General features: G+C 41.3%; 22 protein-coding genes and 1 rRNA gene. 22 read left to right on the top strand and 1 reads right to left on the bottom strand.

What is annotated here, in order from left to right:
- The first annotated feature begins 10 nt into the window (after positions 1-10).
- The 14 genes from rrf to rsmI all read left to right on the top strand — a co-directional run bounded on the left by rrf (position 11) and on the right by rsmI (position 9584).
- Positions 11-126: ribosomal RNA gene (gene rrf / locus KHQ79_RS04965) — 5S ribosomal RNA — on the top strand.
- 178 nt (positions 127-304) lie between these two features.
- The gene (gene csfB, locus KHQ79_RS04960; RefSeq protein ID WP_032732378.1) at positions 305-499 is read left to right on the top strand and encodes an anti-sigma-G factor; all 195 of its coding nucleotides are present in this window, start codon (positions 305-307) and stop codon (positions 497-499) included.
- A gap of 132 nt (positions 500-631) precedes the next feature.
- Positions 632-1246, top strand: a complete 615-nt coding sequence (locus tag KHQ79_RS04955) for a 5-bromo-4-chloroindolyl phosphate hydrolysis family protein (protein WP_060397754.1) — start codon at positions 632-634, stop codon at positions 1244-1246.
- Positions 1247-1264: 18 nt separating this feature from the next.
- A complete protein-coding gene (locus KHQ79_RS04950; protein ID WP_225514290.1) occupies positions 1265-2422 on the top strand; it encodes a toxic anion resistance protein in 1158 nt (385 codons plus the stop codon).
- Positions 2423-2503: 81 nt separating this feature from the next.
- On the top strand, positions 2504-3946 hold the full coding sequence (locus KHQ79_RS04945) for an aminotransferase class I/II-fold pyridoxal phosphate-dependent enzyme (protein ID WP_225514289.1): 1443 nt from the start codon (positions 2504-2506) through the stop codon (positions 3944-3946).
- On the top strand, positions 3943-4581 hold the full coding sequence (gene tmk, locus KHQ79_RS04940; RefSeq protein ID WP_003242164.1) for a dTMP kinase: 639 nt from the start codon (positions 3943-3945) through the stop codon (positions 4579-4581). Before KHQ79_RS04945 ends, tmk begins: the two co-directional genes overlap by 4 nt.
- Before the next feature lie 74 nt (positions 4582-4655).
- On the top strand, positions 4656-4985 hold the full coding sequence (gene darA, locus KHQ79_RS04935) for a cyclic di-AMP receptor DarA (protein ID WP_003218295.1): 330 nt from the start codon (positions 4656-4658) through the stop codon (positions 4983-4985).
- 12 nt (positions 4986-4997) lie between these two features.
- Positions 4998-5438 (top strand): YaaR family protein, encoded by a 441-nt coding sequence (locus KHQ79_RS04930; protein WP_003242162.1) that lies wholly within the window; start codon positions 4998-5000, stop codon positions 5436-5438.
- A gap of 11 nt (positions 5439-5449) precedes the next feature.
- Positions 5450-6439, top strand: coding sequence for a DNA polymerase III subunit delta' (gene holB / locus KHQ79_RS04925; protein WP_084993281.1), 990 nt, complete (start codon positions 5450-5452; stop codon positions 6437-6439).
- Positions 6440-6441: 2 nt separating this feature from the next.
- A complete protein-coding gene (ricT, locus tag KHQ79_RS04920) occupies positions 6442-7269 on the top strand; it encodes a competence/sporulation regulator complex protein RicT (protein ID WP_003242158.1) in 828 nt (275 codons plus the stop codon).
- A gap of 14 nt (positions 7270-7283) precedes the next feature.
- Complete coding sequence (gene yabA / locus KHQ79_RS04915) at positions 7284-7643, top strand: replication initiation-control protein YabA (RefSeq protein WP_003218308.1); 360 nt, start codon at positions 7284-7286, stop codon at positions 7641-7643.
- Positions 7644-7701: 58 nt separating this feature from the next.
- On the top strand, positions 7702-8445 hold the full coding sequence (locus KHQ79_RS04910; RefSeq protein ID WP_225514288.1) for a tRNA1(Val) (adenine(37)-N6)-methyltransferase: 744 nt from the start codon (positions 7702-7704) through the stop codon (positions 8443-8445).
- Complete coding sequence (locus KHQ79_RS04905; protein WP_003242154.1) at positions 8432-8731, top strand: GIY-YIG nuclease family protein; 300 nt, start codon at positions 8432-8434, stop codon at positions 8729-8731. Before KHQ79_RS04910 ends, KHQ79_RS04905 begins: the two co-directional genes overlap by 14 nt.
- Positions 8706-9584, top strand: a complete 879-nt coding sequence (gene rsmI / locus KHQ79_RS04900) for a 16S rRNA (cytidine(1402)-2'-O)-methyltransferase (protein ID WP_225514287.1) — start codon at positions 8706-8708, stop codon at positions 9582-9584. Before KHQ79_RS04905 ends, rsmI begins: the two co-directional genes overlap by 26 nt.
- Positions 9585-9632: 48 nt before the next feature.
- Here rsmI and abrB read toward each other — a convergent pair whose 3' ends face one another.
- Entirely contained in the window at positions 9633-9923 is a 291-nt protein-coding gene (gene abrB, locus KHQ79_RS04895) for a transition state genes transcriptional regulator AbrB (RefSeq protein ID WP_003226760.1), read from the bottom strand.
- Positions 9924-10417: 494 nt separating this feature from the next.
- Between abrB and metG the strand changes: the two genes are divergently transcribed.
- From metG to KHQ79_RS04855, 8 genes are all read left to right on the top strand, one after another.
- The gene (gene metG / locus KHQ79_RS04890; protein ID WP_003242150.1) at positions 10418-12412 is read left to right on the top strand and encodes a methionine--tRNA ligase; all 1995 of its coding nucleotides are present in this window, start codon (positions 10418-10420) and stop codon (positions 12410-12412) included.
- 77 nt (positions 12413-12489) lie between these two features.
- Positions 12490-13257, top strand: coding sequence for a TatD family hydrolase (locus KHQ79_RS04885; protein ID WP_119913292.1), 768 nt, complete (start codon positions 12490-12492; stop codon positions 13255-13257).
- Between the two features lie 155 nt (positions 13258-13412).
- Entirely contained in the window at positions 13413-14726 is a 1314-nt protein-coding gene (locus KHQ79_RS04880; protein ID WP_225514286.1) for a ubiquitin-like domain-containing protein, read from the top strand.
- Positions 14727-14870: 144 nt separating this feature from the next.
- Positions 14871-15431, top strand: a complete 561-nt coding sequence (gene rnmV / locus KHQ79_RS04875; protein WP_019257248.1) for a ribonuclease M5 — start codon at positions 14871-14873, stop codon at positions 15429-15431.
- On the top strand, positions 15424-16302 hold the full coding sequence (gene rsmA, locus KHQ79_RS04870; RefSeq protein ID WP_003242142.1) for a 16S rRNA (adenine(1518)-N(6)/adenine(1519)-N(6))-dimethyltransferase RsmA: 879 nt from the start codon (positions 15424-15426) through the stop codon (positions 16300-16302). Before rnmV ends, rsmA begins: the two co-directional genes overlap by 8 nt.
- Before the next feature lie 160 nt (positions 16303-16462).
- On the top strand, positions 16463-17335 hold the full coding sequence (gene prtG, locus KHQ79_RS04865) for a sporulation-specific protease PrtG (RefSeq protein ID WP_060397768.1): 873 nt from the start codon (positions 16463-16465) through the stop codon (positions 17333-17335).
- A gap of 210 nt (positions 17336-17545) precedes the next feature.
- Positions 17546-17806 carry a biofilm formation stimulator Veg gene (veg, locus tag KHQ79_RS04860; RefSeq protein ID WP_003218330.1) on the top strand — a complete coding sequence of 87 codons (261 nt, stop codon included), beginning with the start codon at positions 17546-17548 and terminating at the stop codon, positions 17804-17806.
- 159 nt (positions 17807-17965) lie between these two features.
- Positions 17966-18151: a small, acid-soluble spore protein, alpha/beta type gene (locus tag KHQ79_RS04855; RefSeq protein ID WP_003218333.1), complete on the top strand. Its 186-nt coding sequence runs from the start codon at positions 17966-17968 to the stop codon at positions 18149-18151.
- The last annotated feature ends 39 nt before the right edge of the window (positions 18152-18190 follow it).

The raw sequence follows: 18190 nt of genomic DNA, 5'->3' as shown, positions 1-18190 counted from the left end.
TCTCAATTTGTTTGGTGGCGATAGCGAAGAGGTCACACCCGTTCCCATACCGAACACGGAAGTTAAGCTCTTCAGCGCCGATGGTAGTCGGGGGTTTCCCCCTGTGAGAGTAGGACGCCGCCAAGCATGGTAAAACCCAGCTCATTGAGCTGGGTTTTTTGTGTATTCAAGATCGATAAAATCAAACAAATACAAACACCGACAGCTTATATAGTCCATATACTGATTCCAAGTTTCGAAAAGATCTAAATAGTGTATACAATATCCGGTTTAAGGGAAGGCTAATTGTACGGAGGTGGGGACGATGGACGAAACAGTTAAACCTAATCATACATGTGTGATTTGTGATCAAGAGAAGAGTAGAGGCATTCATCTTTATACGAAATTTATATGCTTAGATTGTGAGAGAAAAGTAATTTCTACATCAACTTCCGATCCTGACTATGCCTTTTACGTAAAAAAACTAAAGAGCATTCATACACCGCCATTATATTCTTAGACCTGAAAAGGTCTTTTTTTGTATTCTTTCATAAGGAATGAGTTAATAAAAAGAAGATGAAACTTGTTTAGGGATTGAACGTAGTAGATAATAATATTAAAACTGAGTATATACACAGGAGTCGATTATCTCATGCAGAGATTTCTTCACTTTTTGATATGGAGTTTAACAAGCAGTGCGACTTTTGTTTTCATAGGGATATTGAGCTTTTTCGGTTTAAATCAGTCGCTTTTTTTATCTTTTGTTTATGGGCTCGCTTCAGGAGTGGTCGTATATACAGCTGGCATTTGGAACACCAGACGGTTGTTTCTTAAAAAGCATGCGTTGACAGGAAGAGAATATGCTTACATTAAGAAAAATCTCGAGGAAGCAAGGCTGAAAATCATACGCCTCCGGAAAGCTTTGTTTCAGGCAAAGAGCATACAAACGTTTAAACAAAATGCAGAAATGCTGAGACTTGTCAGAAGGATTTATATTCTCACCAAAAAAGAGCCAAAACGGTTTTATCAGGCCGAGCGCTTTTTTTATCAAACTCTCGATTCGGTTGTTGAATTGACAGAGAAGTATGCCTTTCTATCATCTCATCCAAAAAAAAGCAAAGAACTGTCGATGTCGTTGAGTGAGGCGCGTATCACACTTGCTGAGTTGACAAAGCGTGTAGAGGAGGATTTAACTCAAGTAATGGGTGATGAAATTGATGACCTGCAATTTGAATTAGATGCAGCAAAGCATTCATTAAAGAAATAATGGAAGAGGGTAAGAGCGATGAACCGAGATCAAAGCGACCTTCATATAGATGAATTATTGGCAGACCCTTTTGGCGATATAGAGATACCCAAGGCAGAGGCTGTAAAAGCAGAGAAACAGCAAGTACGTCTTGTTGATGTTCTTCCTGAGGAAAACAAGGAAAAGGCAATTCAGCTCGCTGGACAGATCGATCATAAAAACATGCAGAGCATTGTTTTATACGGCTCTCAAGCTCAGTCTAAGCTGCTGAATTTTTCTCATACCATGATTGATCATGTTCAAAAGAAGGATGTCGGAGAGATTGGCGAAATTCTTGGAGAGCTGATGAAAAAGCTGGAGCAGGTAAATCCTGATGATCTTCAGTCCAAGAAAAAGGGTTTTTTGGCGCGCATGTTTGGAAGAGTATCGAATTCTCTTCAGGAGGTGCTGTCTAAATATCAAAAGACAAGTGTACAGATAGACAGAATCAGCTTGAAGCTGGAGCATTCTAAAAATGCTTTAATCAGTGACAATAAGCTGTTAGAGCAGTTATATGAGAAAAACAAAGAGTATTTCACCGCGCTGAATGTTTATATTGCTGCAGGGGAACTGAAGCTGGAGGAATTAAGAACAAAAACGATTCCTGAACTGAAGCAACAGGCCGAATCAAGTGAGCACAACCAAATGGCCGTTCAAGAAGTAAACGATTTGATTCAATTTGCTGACCGGTTAGATAAAAGGGTGCACGATTTGCTTCTGAGCAGGCAAATTACAATCCAAAGCGCTCCGCAAATCAGGCTGATTCAGAATACAAACCAAGCGTTAGCTGAAAAAATCCAGTCATCCATTGTGACAGCGATTCCGCTTTGGAAAAACCAAGTAGCGATTGCGCTGACGCTTTTAAGGCAGCGCAATGCAGTAGATGCACAGCAAAAAGTAGCTGATACAACCAACGAGCTTTTACAGAAAAACGCTGATCTGTTGAAAACCAATACAATTGAAACTGTGCGGGCGAATGAACGAGGCCTTGTTGATATCGATACTTTAAAAAAGGTGCAGGAAAGCTTAATCAGCACGCTTGAAGAAACGCTGACGATACAAGAAGAAGGACGAATCAAACGCCGTCAGGCAGAAGAAGAGCTCATGATGATGGAAGGCGATCTGAAGCAAAAGCTGCTTACAATAAAGGAAAGATAGTTACCAGTAAGTCTAGCTTTAAGTTCTGTGAGAGGCACGATATAATAAAGTGTAAGAAGACACATTCAAAGGATTGTTTTAATGAACACACCTTTATATAAAGCACTGATTCAGCATGCGAGAAGAAATTCTCATTCATTTCATGTTCCGGGACATCACAATGGAGATGTCTTTTTTGATGACGCTAAGTCGATATTCAATCCGCTTCTCACCATTGATGTAACTGAACTGGCAGGATTGGACGATCTCCATCATCCTACTGGGGTGATTAAGGAGGCTCAAGAGCTTGTCAGTCAATTATATGGATCGGCGGAAAGTTTTTTTCTGGTGAATGGTACGACTGTCGGGAACTTAGCAATGATTTTATCTGTTTGTGAACCGGGCGATACAATTTTAGTTCAAAGAAACTGTCATAAATCTGTATTTCATGCTGTTGATTTGGCTGGTGCTGAGCCGGTTTATCTTGCACCTGACATTGATGCAGCGTTGCATGTGCCTACGCATGTTCCGCTTGATACAATAAAAGAAGCCTTGGCAGCATATCCAGATGCGAAAGGCTTGGTGCTGACCAATCCGACATATTACGGGCATAGTGCTGATTTAACCGAAATTATTTCAGAGGCCCATCGTTACGGGATTCCTGTTTTGGTGGATGAAGCGCATGGCGCACATTTTGTTTTAGGGGAGCCTTTTCCGGTCTCAGCTTTAAAAATGGGGGCAGATATTGTTGTTCAGTCGGCTCATAAAACGCTGCCTGCCATGACGATGGGTTCTTATTTGCACCTCAACAGCAGCTGCAGAATTGATCGGGATCGGGTGGCAGAGTATTTAACCCGATTACAAAGCAGCAGCCCGTCTTATCCGATCATGGCTTCATTAGACATTGCCCGTGCTTATGTGGAGCATATTATAGAAGAACAAAAGCTTGCTGACATTCTGCAGCGAATACAATCACTTAAACAAACGTTTGATTCACTTACAAATGCAGAAGCTGTCAAACCGGCCGACCCACGGATAATAACGGATCCGTTGAAGCTCACGATTCGTTCAAAACGGGGCCATTCTGGATATACGCTGCAAAACATATTAGAGCGTGTCAACATATTCACTGAGCTTGCTGATGAAAATCAAGTACTGCTCGTTCTTCCATTGGGAGGAAAGCGCAGAATAAACGCTGAAACGATTAAAAGCATTGATGAAGAGATTGAAAAAATGCCTCCGGATCAGATGTTTGTTTCTGCAGAATGGGGAGCGCAGCCTGTTACTGTCTTGCCATATCAAAAAAAGGTCTTACAAACGTTCAAGAAAGAATATGTGGACTTTGATGAAGCAGCAGGCCGGCTGAATGCAGATGATATCATCCCTTATCCTCCAGGTATCCCGATGATCATGGCGGGAGAAAGAATGACGAAAGAAAGTGTGCAAAAGCTCAGCCGCTTGATCAGCATGAAAACGCATGTTCAAGGGAATATGAAAATCAAAGAGAAACAACTACTTGTTTATATAGAAGAGGAGAAATCATGAGCGGTTTATTTATTACATTCGAAGGTCCTGAAGGTGCGGGAAAAACGACTGTTCTGCAGGAAATCAAAAACATACTGACAGCAGAAGGCCTTCAGGTTACAGCAACTCGAGAGCCGGGCGGCATAGACATAGCAGAACAAATTCGAGAGGTTATTCTGAATGAGAACAACACATTAATGGACCCGAAAACAGAAGCTCTCTTATATGCAGCTGCAAGACGCCAGCATTTAGTTGAAAAAGTAAAACCAGCATTGGAACAGGGGCATGTGGTTCTTTGTGACAGATTCATAGACAGTTCACTCGCATACCAAGGATACGCAAGAGGCCTTGGGATTGATGAGGTTCTGTCAATTAATCAGTTTGCCATCGGAGATATGATGCCCCATGTAACGGTTTATTTTTCAATTGATCCGGAAGTAGGCCTGCAACGTATTCACGCAAACGGCTCGCGGGAGAAAAACAGGCTCGATTTAGAAAAATTAAGCTTCCATACAAAGGTACAGGAAGGTTATCAAGAGCTGATGAAGCGATTCCCGAAAAGATTTCACTCAATTGATGCCAGCCAATCCAAAGATCTCGTCGTTCAGGACGTTCTAAAGGTTATCAATGAAGCGTTGAAAAAAATTCAATTGTGACCTGTTTCCCAATAGTTGATATAATAATGTAAACGAGATCATTGTTGTTTCCAATCTAAAGGAGGCCTTCACAGATGAAATTGATAGTGGCAGTTGTACAGGATCAGGACAGCAACAGACTTTTGAAAACCTTAACGGATCACAACTTTAGAGTCACAAAGCTTGCGACGACGGGAGGATTTCTTAAATCAGGCAATACAACGTTTATGATTGGTGTCGAGGATATACGCGTCGATAAAGCATTGAGTCTCATTAAAGAAAACGGACAGAAACGTGATCAGATGATTGCCCCTGTATCTCCAATGGGTGGAAATGCTGATTCATATGTCCCTTATCCAGTCGAAGTTGAAGTTGGCGGAGCGACAGTATTTGTCCTTCCAGTCGATGAATTTCATCAATTTTAAGGATTTGAAACTGTGAAAATTAATAAAGATATACGTACATTTATAGATAATAAGCAGCTTCCTTCTGTGAAAACATCTGAGATCACAGCGTCGTTTAAAACATCAATGGAAAACCAAAGCAGCAAATTGAAATTTGATCAGCTCACCAGGCTGTTATCGGATATAGAAGCGTTTGGAAAAAGACTGACGAAATCCCGGAATTTTAAAGACTTAGCGAGATTTAAAGGACTTGTGAAACGTTTTGTCAAAGAAGCTGTAGACAGCGGTCTGTCACATGAAACGTCAAAAAGCTTTGACCTGTACGGAAACAGCAGAACGCTGGGACTTGTGAAAGAAATAGATGACAAATTGATACAGCTTACGGAAGAAATGATGGATCAGGAAAAACCGGCAATTGATTTGCTGGAGCGTATTGGCGAAATAAAAGGTTTATTGATTAACCTTTACACATAGAGAGTGATACAATGGCAATATCCTGGAAGGAAATGACCGAGCTTCAGCCCAGAGTGATGAAGCTTTTATATAATAGTATTGAGAAGGACAGATTATCACACGCTTATTTGTTTGAGGGGAAAAAAGGAACAGGAAAGCTTGATGCTGCGATGCTTCTTGCGAAAAGCTTTTTTTGCCTGGAGGACGGCGCGGAGCCTTGTGAGAGCTGCCGAAACTGTAAACGGATAGAGTCAGGGAACCACCCTGATCTCCATCTTGTTCAGCCTGATGGTTTGTCGATCAAAAAGGCGCAAATTCAAGCGCTGCAAGAAGAGTTTTCTAAGACTGGGCTTGAATCGCATAAAAAGCTGTATATTATTTCGCACGCAGATCAAATGACAGCAAATGCAGCGAACAGCCTGCTGAAATTTTTAGAAGAACCGAATAAAGACACAATGGCCATCCTCATCACTGAGCAGCCCCAAAGGTTATTGGATACCATCATTTCAAGATGCCAAACCCTTCCTTTTCAGCCTTTGCAGCCTAAAGCAATTGAAGACAGATTAATCGAACAGGATGTTTCGCCTCATATGGCAAGGCTTCTGGCCAACATGACCAACAATGTAGCGGAAGCAGTCGAATTAAGTCGAAATGATGAGTTTGCAGAGTCTAGAGCGAAAGTGATAAAATTGTATGAAGTCCTACACCAGCGGAAAGGACATGCTTTTTTCTTTATTCAAGATCAATGGATGCCCTTTTTCAAAGAAAAAACCCATCAAGAAATGGGTCTTGATATGCTCTTATTGATATATCGTGATGTGTTGTCCATCCAAATAGGAAATGAAGATAAATTGATTTATCAAGACTTATTCCAATCAATAAAACAGCATGCGCTACAATCAACACAACAAAGCGTTACGAATCAAATTCTTGCTGTTTTAGAAGCAAAGAAACGGCTTCATTCCAATGTGAATGTACAAGGATTAATGGAGCACTTGGTGTTAATGTTGCAGGAGGGATAAGCTTGTACAATGTAATTGGAGTCCGCTTTAAGAAAGCGGGTAAAATATATTATTTTGATCCAAATGGATTTCATATAGAACATGACAGCTGCGTAATTGTAGAAACTGTCAGAGGCGTTGAGTACGGCCAGGTCGTGATTGCGAATAAACAGGTGGATGAGCATGATGTCGTGCTGCCCCTTCGAAAAGTGATACGTGTGGCTGACGAACGCGATCTTCTCATCGTAGAAGAAAATAAACAGGAAGCTTTATCAGCATTTGATATCTGCCAAAAGAAAGTGGCTGAACATGGCTTGGATATGAAGCTGGTCGATGTCGAATTTACGTTTGACCGCAATAAAGTTATTTTTTACTTCACTGCTGACGGCCGAGTAGACTTTAGAGAGCTTGTAAAGGATTTGGCTTCTATCTTTAAAACAAGAATTGAGCTGCGCCAAATTGGAGTAAGGGATGAGGCGAAAATGCTCGGAGGAATCGGTCCTTGCGGAAGAATGCTTTGCTGTTCAACGTTTCTTGGAGATTTTGAACCCGTTTCCATTAAAATGGCCAAGGATCAGAACTTGTCTTTAAATCCTACGAAGATTTCAGGTCTTTGCGGACGTTTGATGTGCTGTCTAAAATATGAGAACGATGAGTATGAGACGGCAAAAGAGCAGCTTCCGGATATTGGAGAAATGATTACGACAGCAAACGGCCCAGCGAAGGTCGTTGGACTAAATATTCTGGAACGGGTGCTTCAGGTGGAACTGATAAACCGTGAAAAAGTGATAGAATATACTTGGGAAGAGCTCTTGGAAGAGGGCGTCGTATCCGCACAAACCACAGATTAACGAGGTGTGGAACCTTGGATAAAAAAGAGTTATTTGATACAGTCATTAACTTAGAAGAACAAATTGGCTCACTGTACCGGCAGCTGGGGGATTTGAAGCAGCATATCGGTGAGATGATTGAAGAAAATCATCATTTACAGCTTGAAAACAAGCATTTGCGCAAACGGCTGGACGATACGACGCAGCAGATTGAAAAGTTCAAAGCTGATAAAAAAGAATCAAAAACACAGAAGACAGAGCAAACTGATATAGGGGAAGGGTATGATAATCTGGCACGTCTGTATCAAGAAGGATTTCATATCTGCAATGTCCACTATGGAAGCGTTCGAAAAGAAGATTGTCTTTTCTGTCTGTCATTCTTAAATAAAAAATAAGGAAAAGGCTTCCGCATAAGACGGGAGCCTTTTTCAAAGGTACTGAAAGGATAAGAAGATGGTTTCATTACGTGATGATGAAAGATTAGATTATTTGCTCGCAGAGGACATGAAAATCATACAAAGTCCAACGGTGTTTGCTTTTTCATTGGACGCTGTGCTTCTGTCCAAATTTGCGTACGTTCCGATTCAAAAAGGAAAAATCGTTGATTTGTGCACCGGCAATGGCATTGTGCCGCTGCTGCTCAGCACAAGATCAAAAGCAGACATTCTTGGAGTTGAAATTCAAGAAAGACTTCATGATATGGCTGTTCGCAGTGTGGAGTATAATAAGCTGCAGGATCAGATTCAGATCATACATGATGATCTGAAAAACATGCCGGAAAAGCTGGGACATAATCGATATGATGTTGTCACCTGCAATCCGCCGTATTTTAAAACGCCGAAGCAAACTGAGCAAAATATGAATGAGCATCTCAGAATCGCCAGACATGAAATTCACTGCACACTGGAGGATGTCATTTCAGTCAGCAGCAAGCTGCTCAAGCAAGGAGGAAAGACAGCCCTTGTTCACCGGCCGGGACGGCTTTTGGAGATTTTTGAACTGATGAAGGCTTATCAAATCGAACCGAAGCGTGTGCAATTTGTCTACCCGAAACAAGGAAAAGAAGCCAATACCATCTTGGTTGAAGGCATAAAGGGCGGACGTCCGGATTTAAAAATTCTTCCCCCTTTGTTCGTTTATGACGAACAAAATGAATATACAAAAGAAATCAGGACCATTTTATATGGAGACAAATAACCATTTCTTCTACGTCGTGAAATGTAAGGACAATAGTTGGTATGCCGGGTATACCAACGATCTGCAGAAACGAGTAAAAACACATAATGATGGAAAGGGCGCAAAGTATACAAAAGTAAGACGTCCGGTTGAATTGATTTTTGCCGAAGCTTTCACAACGAAACGGGAAGCCATGCAGGCGGAATATTATTTCAAAAAACTGACTCGAAAGAAAAAAGAGCTTTATATAGAAGAAAAGCGGAACAGCAAGGAGGCTGTATATGTTAAGGCGCCAAATGAGCTTTAATGGAAAGTCGGACATGGGGATTCTATATTTGGTCCCAACCCCAATCGGAAATTTAGAGGATATGACATTCCGGGCGATCGACACGCTGAAATCAGTGGATGCGATTGCTGCGGAAGATACGAGACAAACAAAAAAGCTTTGTCATGTATACGAAATTGAAACACCGCTTGTTAGTTATCACGAACATAATAAGGAGAGCAGCGGCCACAAAATCATTGAATGGCTGAAATCAGGAAAAAACATTGCCCTTGTCAGTGACGCCGGGCTGCCGACGATTTCTGATCCTGGAGCGGAAATCGTGAAGGATTTCACGGAGTTAGGCGGTTATGTCGTTCCGCTACCGGGAGCAAATGCTGCATTAACAGCCCTAATCGCTTCAGGAATTGTACCACAGCCTTTCTTCTTTTACGGTTTTCTTAACAGGCAGAAAAAAGAAAAGAAGAAGGAACTTGAAGCTCTTAAAAAACGGAGAGAAACAATTATCTTTTATGAAGCGCCTCACCGATTGAAGGAAACCTTGTCAGCGATGGCAGAGATATTAGGAGATCGGGAAATTGCTGTAACGCGTGAACTCACTAAGAAATATGAAGAGTTTATCAGAGGCACGATATCCGAAGTCATCGAATGGGCAAACGAAGACCAGATACGTGGTGAGTTTTGTCTTGTCGTAGAAGGAAGTAAAGCAGAGGAATCAGATGAGGAAGCACAATGGTGGGAAACCCTCACCGCGAAAGAACATGTCGAGCATTACATCTCGAAAGGCGCTACTTCTAAAGAAGCTATTAAAAAAGCAGCAGTCGATCGCAATGTTCCAAAGCGTGAAGTGTACGATGCTTACCATATTCAGCAATAAAAAAACGTTCTTGTGTCATAACAAGAACGTTTTTTGTAAAAGAAATGATTATTTAAGGTTTTGAAGCTGGTTTTGGATTTCGCTGATGATTTGCTCAGCGCCTTCTTTACTAAGAACCAATTTACCGCCTGCAAGTTTAAGGTTATCATCAGAAACTTCACCAGTTACTTGGCAAGTCATGTTTGGTTTATATTTTTTAAGGATGATTTTTTCATCATCAACATAAATTTCAAGAGCATCTTTTTCTGCGATTCCAAGAGTACGACGCAATTCGATAGGAATAACTACACGTCCTAATTCATCAACTTTACGTACAATACCAGTAGATTTCATAAACATTCTCCTCCCAAGAGATAATTATTTGTTTAAATTATATTTTTCTTCGTCATTATTCGACAAAATCCTTACCTTCATAGCATAACAAGGTTTCCAATAATCGTCAATCATTTTGTTTACTATTGATTGTAAGAATTAGTTCTTATAGTCAGTAATGTCTTGAAAACTACCGGAATAACAGCATTTTATAAATTTTTAATAAAGCTATTATCCTACTAAAACTCCTTTTAAATCAAGACTTTCGAACCAAGGTTTTTTATTTCATTTGATTATATACGACAAAATTCGACATAAACAGACTTTTTTTATTTTCATTAAAGATTTTTAATTTTAATTATTCTTTTTCAGGGCATACGTATATATTCTTGATCTTAAAGGCTAAGATGGTATCATAGATAAAGGATAAATATAAATAATAATCATATATGATTTGCACTTATCGCCGCTCTCGTCCTTTGGGCGGGAGCTTTTTGACATTCTGATTGGGAGGTTTCAAGATGCCGCAAGAAAACAATACATTTTATATTACAACACCGATTTATTATCCGAGCGGAAAATTACATATCGGCCATGCATATACGACAGTCGCGGGAGATGCAATGGCACGCTACAAAAGATTAAAAGGGTTCGATGTTCGCTATTTAACGGGAACGGACGAGCATGGACAAAAGATTCAGCAAAAAGCTGAGCAGGAAAACATTACACCTCAGGAGTATGTGGATCGCGCAGCGGCAGATATTCAGAAACTGTGGAAACAGCTTGAAATCTCAAACGACGACTTTATCCGTACAACTGAAAAACGGCATAAAGTTGTGATTGAAAAGGTGTTTCAAAAGCTTCTTGATAATGGGGACATCTATCTTGATGAATATGAAGGCTGGTATAGTATCCCAGATGAAACGTTCTACACGGAAACTCAGCTGGTTGATATCGAGCGGAATGAAAAGGGAGAGGTCATCGGCGGAAAAAGCCCTGACAGCGGACACCCAGTTGAATTGATCAAAGAGGAATCATATTTCTTCCGTATGGGGAAATACGCGGATCGTCTTCTGAAATATTATGAAGAAAACCCGACATTCATCCAGCCGGAATCACGCAAAAACGAAATGATTAACAACTTTATCAAGCCTGGACTTGAGGATTTGGCTGTATCGCGTACCACTTTTGACTGGGGCGTGAAGGTGCCGGAAAATCCAAAGCACGTTGTATATGTTTGGATCGACGCACTATTTAACTATTTAACAGCACTCGGCTATGATACAGAAAATGATGAGCTTTATCAAAAATATTGGCCTGCCGATGTTCATTTAGTCGGTAAGGAGATTGTGCGATTCCATACCATTTACTGGCCAATTATGCTGATGGCTCTTGATCTGCCGCTTCCGAAGCAAGTATTCGCGCATGGCTGGCTTTTAATGAAAGACGGAAAAATGTCGAAATCAAAAGGGAACGTTGTAGATCCCGTTACATTAATTGAACGCTACGGTTTAGACGAACTTCGTTATTACCTGCTTCGCGAAGTGCCGTTTGGATCTGACGGTGTCTTCACGCCGGAAGGTTTTGTTGAGCGGATTAACTATGATTTAGCGAATGATTTAGGAAACCTATTGAATCGTACGGTTGCAATGATCAATAAGTATTTTGACGGACAAATCGGTTCTTACAAAGGTGCAGTAACGGAATTTGATCAAACGCTCACTTCAGTTGCTGAAGAAACAGTGAAGGCTTACGAGAAAGCAATGGAAAACATGGAGTTCTCGGTAGCTCTTTCAACATTATGGCAGCTCATCAGCCGCACAAATAAATACATTGATGAGACAGCTCCATGGGTGCTTGCGAAGGATCCTGCAAAAGAAGAAGAACTGCAATCAGTTATGTATCATCTGGCTGAATCATTGCGTATTTCAGCTGTGTTGCTTCAGCCGTTCTTAACAAAGACACCGGAAAAAATGTTCGAGCAGCTGGGCATTACTGATGAAGCTTTAAAAGCTTGGGACAGCATTACAGCTTTCGGCCAGCTGAAAGATACAAAAGTACAAAAAGGCGAGCCTTTGTTCCCTCGTTTAGAGGCAGAAGAAGAAATTGCTTACATCAAAGGGAAAATGCAGGGCTCAGCGCCAGCTAAAGAAGAAACAAAAGAAGAAGAGCCGCAAGAGGTTGATCGCTTACCTGAAATCGCGATTGATCAATTCATGGATGTAGAACTTCGCGTGGCAGAGGTTATCGAAGCAGAGCCGGTGAAAAAAGCAGATCGACTATTGAAGCTGCAGCTGGATCTTGGTTTTGAAAAACGCCAAGTCGTATCCGGTATTGCGAAGCATTATACGCCTGAAGAGCTCGTTGGGAAAAAACTCGTATGTGTAACAAATCTAAAACCGGTTAAGCTGAGAGGAGAGCTTTCTCAAGGTATGATCCTTGCTGGGGAGGCAGACGGCGTATTAAAAGTCGTATCTATCGATCAGTCGTTACCGAAAGGCACAAGAATTAAATAATGACAAACAAAAGGTGTTTCACGTGTAACAATTCGTCGAACACCTTTTGTGTTTCGACAAGAAAGGAGTTTTCACTTATGTTGTTTGACACACATGCACATTTAAATGCAGAACAATATGATACTGATCTGGAAGAGGTTATTGAGCGGGCAAAATCTGAAAAAGTAGAACGAATAGTCGTAGTTGGTTTTGACCGACCGACCATTACCCGTGCGATGGAAATGATTGAGGAATATGATTTTATTTATGCAGCCATCGGCTGGCACCCTGTTGACGCGATTGACATGACAGAAGAAGATTTAGCATGGATTAAAGAGCTCTCTGCTCATGAAAAAGTGGTAGCGATAGGTGAAATGGGACTGGATTATCATTGGGATAAATCTCCTGAAGATGTTCAAAAAGAGGTGTTTAGAAAACAAATCGCCTTAGCAAAAGAGGTCAATCTGCCTATTATCATTCATAACCGTGATGCAACGGAGGATGTCGTGACGATTTTGAAAGAGGAAGGCGCAGAAGCCGTGGGCGGAATCATGCACTGCTTTACAGGAAGTGCGGAAGTGGCAAGAGAATGCATGAAAATGAATTTTTATTTATCATTTGGGGGACCGGTGACATTTAAAAATGCGAAGAAGCCGAAGGAAGTTGTGAAGGAAATACCAAATGATCGTTTGCTGATTGAAACTGACTGCCCATTTCTCACACCTCATCCTTTTCGCGGGAAAAGAAATGAGCCAAGCTATGTGAAATATGTGGCAGAGCAAATTGCTGAATTAAAAGGAATGACCTTCGAAGAGATTGCATCAATCACGACTGAAAATGCAAAAAGACTTTTCCGTATAAACTGACAAAAAACGCTAGCGGTTTTTGTAAGAGCTTGTCCCTTACGGCGTTTTTCTATAAAAGTTCTACATGCTTTCTTCTCCTCATAGGATAGGTTTGTCGACAAGTCTTTCTTCCGTTTCTCATTGTATTTCAGGATAATGAAGAAGACACTGAGCTTTTGGGAGAAAGAGAAGGGAGGGTTGACAGCCTTTTAGATACTCTATATAATCTCTCCGAGGAGAAGGAGGCGTTTTTCATCATACAAAAAATGAAAAAGCTGTTTTCCGTAAAGCTTAGCAAAAGCAAAGTCATTCTGGTTGCTGCTTGTTTGCTATTGGCAGGAAGCGGGACTGCGTATGCGGCTCATGAGCTGACAAAACAATCAGTCTCAGTTTCTATCAATGGCAAAAAGAAACATATACGCACACATGCAAAAACGGTCGGTGATCTTTTAGAGACGCTTGATATAAAGACAAGAGACGAAGACAAGATCACACCTGCTAAACAGACAAATATAACAGCAGATATGGACGTTGTGTACGAGGCTGCAAAACCTGTGAAGCTTACAAAAAACGGGGAAGAAAAGACATTATGGTCAACAGCAAAAACGGTCGGTGCATTACTGGACGAAAAAGATGTTGATGTAAAAGAACACGATCAAATTGATCCCGCAATAGATACAGATATTTCGAAAGACATGAAGATTAACATAGAACCCGCATTTCAGGTTACTGTGAATGATGCAGGAAAACAAAAGAAGATCTGGACGACTTCGACTACGGTCGCTGACTTTTTAAAACAGCAAAAGATGAACATAAAAGACGAAGATAAAATCAAGCCTGCGTTAGATGCAAAGCTGACGAAAGGAAAGGCTGATATTACAATTACTCGTATCGAAAAGGTCACCGATGTAGTTGAAGAGAAAATCGCGTTCGATGTGAAAAAGCAAGAAGACGCTTCTCTTGAAAAAGGGATAGAAAAGGTCGTCCAAAAAGGAAAAGAAGGCAAGCTTAAAAAACATTTCGAAGTCGTTAAAGAAAACGGCAAAGAAGTGTCCAGAGAGCTTGTAAAAGAAGAAACAGCTGAACAAAGCAAAGATAAGGTGGTTGCTGTCGGCACAAAGCAAAGCAGTCCAAAGATTGAAAAGGTCAGTGCTTCCGGTGATTCAAAAACAGTCGTGTCCCGCAGCAATGAATCAACAGGCAAAGTTATGACTGTATCATCTACGGCTTATACAGCAAGCTGCAGCGGTTGTTCAGGACATACAGCTACAGGCGTCAATTTGAAAAATAATCCGAATGCGAAAGTTATCGCTGTAGATCCAAATGTTATTCCGCTAGGCTCCAAAGTTCACGTTGAAGGCTATGGATATGCCATTGCTGCAGATACTGGTTCAGCGATTAAAGGGAACAAAATAGACGTCTTTTTCCCAGAAAAATCATCGGCCTACCGATGGGGAAATAAAACAGTCAAAATTAAAATCTTAAATTAATATATACTTATGTATTCAGAGGGTTTTGCGCCCTCTGTTTTTTTCGTTATAATAGACAAAGTGTATTTTCTGCTTATTAGACGCTCGACATAAGAAAAAGTTTCATGAATATACAAAAGTTTTTATTTTACCTTGGAGGAAATAATGAAAATTAAAGAGATCATTGTGGTCGAGGGGCGTGACGATACGGCCCGCATCAAATTGGCTGTTGATGCAGACACAATTGAAACAAATGGTTCAGCCATCGATGATCATGTGATTGACCAAATCCGTTTGGCCCAGAAGACCAGAGGCGTCATCATTTTGACGGATCCGGACTTCCCGGGAGAGAAGATCCGCAAAACCATTTCTGAGGCTGTACCCGGCTGTAAGCATGCTTTTTTACCAAAGCATCTTGCCAAACCTAAAAACAAGCGGGGAATTGGTGTGGAGCACGCATCGATTGAAAGCATTAGGGCATGTTTAGAAAACGTGCACGAAGAGATGGAAGCGCAGCCGAGTGATATTTCAGCTGAGGATCTGATTCATGCCGGACTGATTGGCGGATCTGCAGCCAAACGCCGCCGTGAACGATTGGGTGATTTATTGAAAATCGGCTATACCAATGGCAAACAGCTTCAAAAACGGCTGCAAATGTTTCAAATTAAAAAAAGTGATTTTATGAGTGCGCTCGATACCGTTATGCGGGAGGAACAGAATGAATAAAGACATTGCGACACCGATTAGAACGAAAGAGATACTGAAAAAATACGGTTTTTCTTTTAAAAAGAGCTTAGGACAGAATTTCTTAATTGATACGAACATTTTAGACAGAATTGTCGATCACGCGGAAGTGACGGAGAAAACCGGTGTCATTGAAATCGGCCCGGGAATCGGGGCTTTGACCGAACAACTCGCCAAGCGGGCGAAAAAGGTCGTGGCATTTGAAATTGACCAGCGATTATTACCGATCCTGAAAGATACGCTATCTCCTTACGACAATGTCACTGTCATTCATCAGGATGTATTAAAGGCTGATGTCAAGTCGGTCATTGAAGAACAATTTCAAGACTGTGATGAGATCATGGTAGTAGCCAACCTTCCTTATTATGTGACAACGCCGATTATCATGAAACTGCTTGAAGAACATCTTCCGCTGAAAGGGATTGTGGTCATGCTGCAAAAAGAAGTGGCTGAGCGCATGGCGGCAGACCCTTCATCTAAGGAATACGGTTCACTTTCAATCGCGGTGCAATTTTATACAGAAGCCAAAACGGTGATGATCGTTCCGAAAACCGTGTTTGTTCCTCAGCCTAACGTAGATTCTGCGGTCATTCGGCTGATTCTCCGCGACGGACCGGCAGTGGACGTGGAAAACGAAGCCTTTTTCTTTCAGTTAATCAAGGCAAGCTTTGCTCAGCGCCGTAAAACGCTACTCAATAACTTAGTCAACAACCTGCCTGAAGGAAAAGCACAAAAATCAACGATTGAGCAAGTGCTGGAAGAAACAAATATTGACGGCAAGCGCCGAGGTGAATCCCTGTCTATTGAGGAGTTCGCAGCGCTGTCTAACGGATTGTATAAAGCCCTTTTCTAAAAGGGCTTTTTGTTTTGCGCACCACATGGACTGCCGCTACATAGGCTAGAGAAGGACCTTTAATTCAATGATAAGAAAAACTTGGACTCAGCGAAAAAAGGCGCTTTCTCAAGGCTCTTTCTTTCATGATGAGGCTTAGTCTATGTGTGGAGTGAGGAACGTGCAATTTCAAATAGGGGATATGGTAGCCAGAAAATCTTATCAAATGGATGTTTTGTTTCGCATTATAGGAATAGAGCAAACAAGCAAAGGAAATTCAATCGCCATTTTGCATGGCGATGCAGTCAGGCTGATTGCTGATGCGGATTTTTCTGATCTGGTAGCAGTGAAAAAAGATGAGCAGATGATGCGGAAAAAGAAAGATGAGAGCAGAATGAATGAATCGCTCGAATTGCTCCGCCAGGATTATAAGCTGCTCAGAGAAAAGCAGGAGTACTATGCGACAAGCCAATATCAGCATCAGGAGCATTATTTTCATATGCCGGGCAAGGTGCTTCATCTGGACGGTGATGAAGCGTATCTGAAAAAATGCCTGAATGTCTATAAAAAAATTGGAGTGCCGGTCTACGGCATCCATTGCCATGAAAAGAAAATGTCTGCTTCTATTGAAGAATTACTCGACAAATATCGACCTGATATCCTGGTGGTAACAGGGCATGATGCGTACTCGAAGCAAAAGGGCGGCATTGATGATTTGAACGCGTACAGACATTCAAAGCACTTTGTTGAAACGGTTCATAACGCCCGAAAAAAGATCCCTCACTTAGATCAGCTTGTTATTTTTGCAGGGGCCTGCCAATCCCATTTTGAATCACTCATAAAAGCGGGGGCAAATTTCGCGAGTTCTCCATCAAGAGTAAACATCCATGCGCTTGATCCGGTGTATATCGTCGCGAAAATCAGCTTTACGCCATTTATGGAACGAATCAATGTATGGGAAGTGCTCCGTAATACGCTGACAAGAGAGAAAGGGCTTGGAGGTATTGAAACAAGAGGAGTGCTGAGAATTGGAATGCCTTATAAGTCCAATTAACAGATGAAAACCCGCATCGAAGATCTATGCGGGTTTTTTATTTTACATAATGATACATAATTTACCGAAACTTGCGGAAAATAATTGAGGAATCATAGAATTTTGTCAAAATAATTTTATTGACAACGTCTTATTAACGTTGATATAATTTAAATTTTATTTGACAAAAATGGGCTCGTGTTGTACAATAAATGTAGTGAGGTGGATGCAATGGCGAAGACGTTGTCCGATATTAAAAGATCGCTTGATGGGAATTTAGGTAAAAGGCTGACGTTAAAAGCAAACGGTGGCCGCCGAAAAACGATTGAGCGTTCGGGCATTTTAGCTGAGACGTACCCTTCTGTTTTTGTGATACAACTAGATCAAGACGAGAACTCGTTTGAAAGAGTTTCATACAGTTATGCTGATATTTTGACTGAGACTGTTGAGCTGACATTTAATGATGACGCCGCAAGCTCAGTAGCATTTTAACGGGCAGTGAACCTTTTGTTTACTGCTTTTTGTTTTGCCCTTTTTTGGTTTCCAGTAATTTTAACGAAAGTTCCATCTGATTTAACAAAAGATAAAACAGTCACATATTATCGTGAGTTGCACGAATGGCTATCACTTCTAAAAAAGGGGTTGTTTCGTTTGGGCAGACGTCGTGGAGTTATGTCAGATGAGTTTAAATATGAGCTGGCTAAAGACCTTGGTTTTTATGACACAGTCAAAAATGGCGGCTGGGGCGAAATTCGGGCTCGCGATGCCGGTAACATGGTAAAGCGCGCCATTGAAATCGCCGAACAGCAAATGGCTCAGAATCAGAATAACCGATAAGGATGTGACCCGGGGGACGTGCCGTTCCCCGGTTTTTTG

Source organism: Bacillus sp. TSO22, assembly GCF_020223595.1.
Taxonomy (GTDB): Bacteria; Bacillota; Bacilli; order Bacillales; family Bacillaceae; genus Bacillus; species Bacillus inaquosorum.
This window is presented reverse-complemented; position numbering and strand designations above follow the sequence as displayed.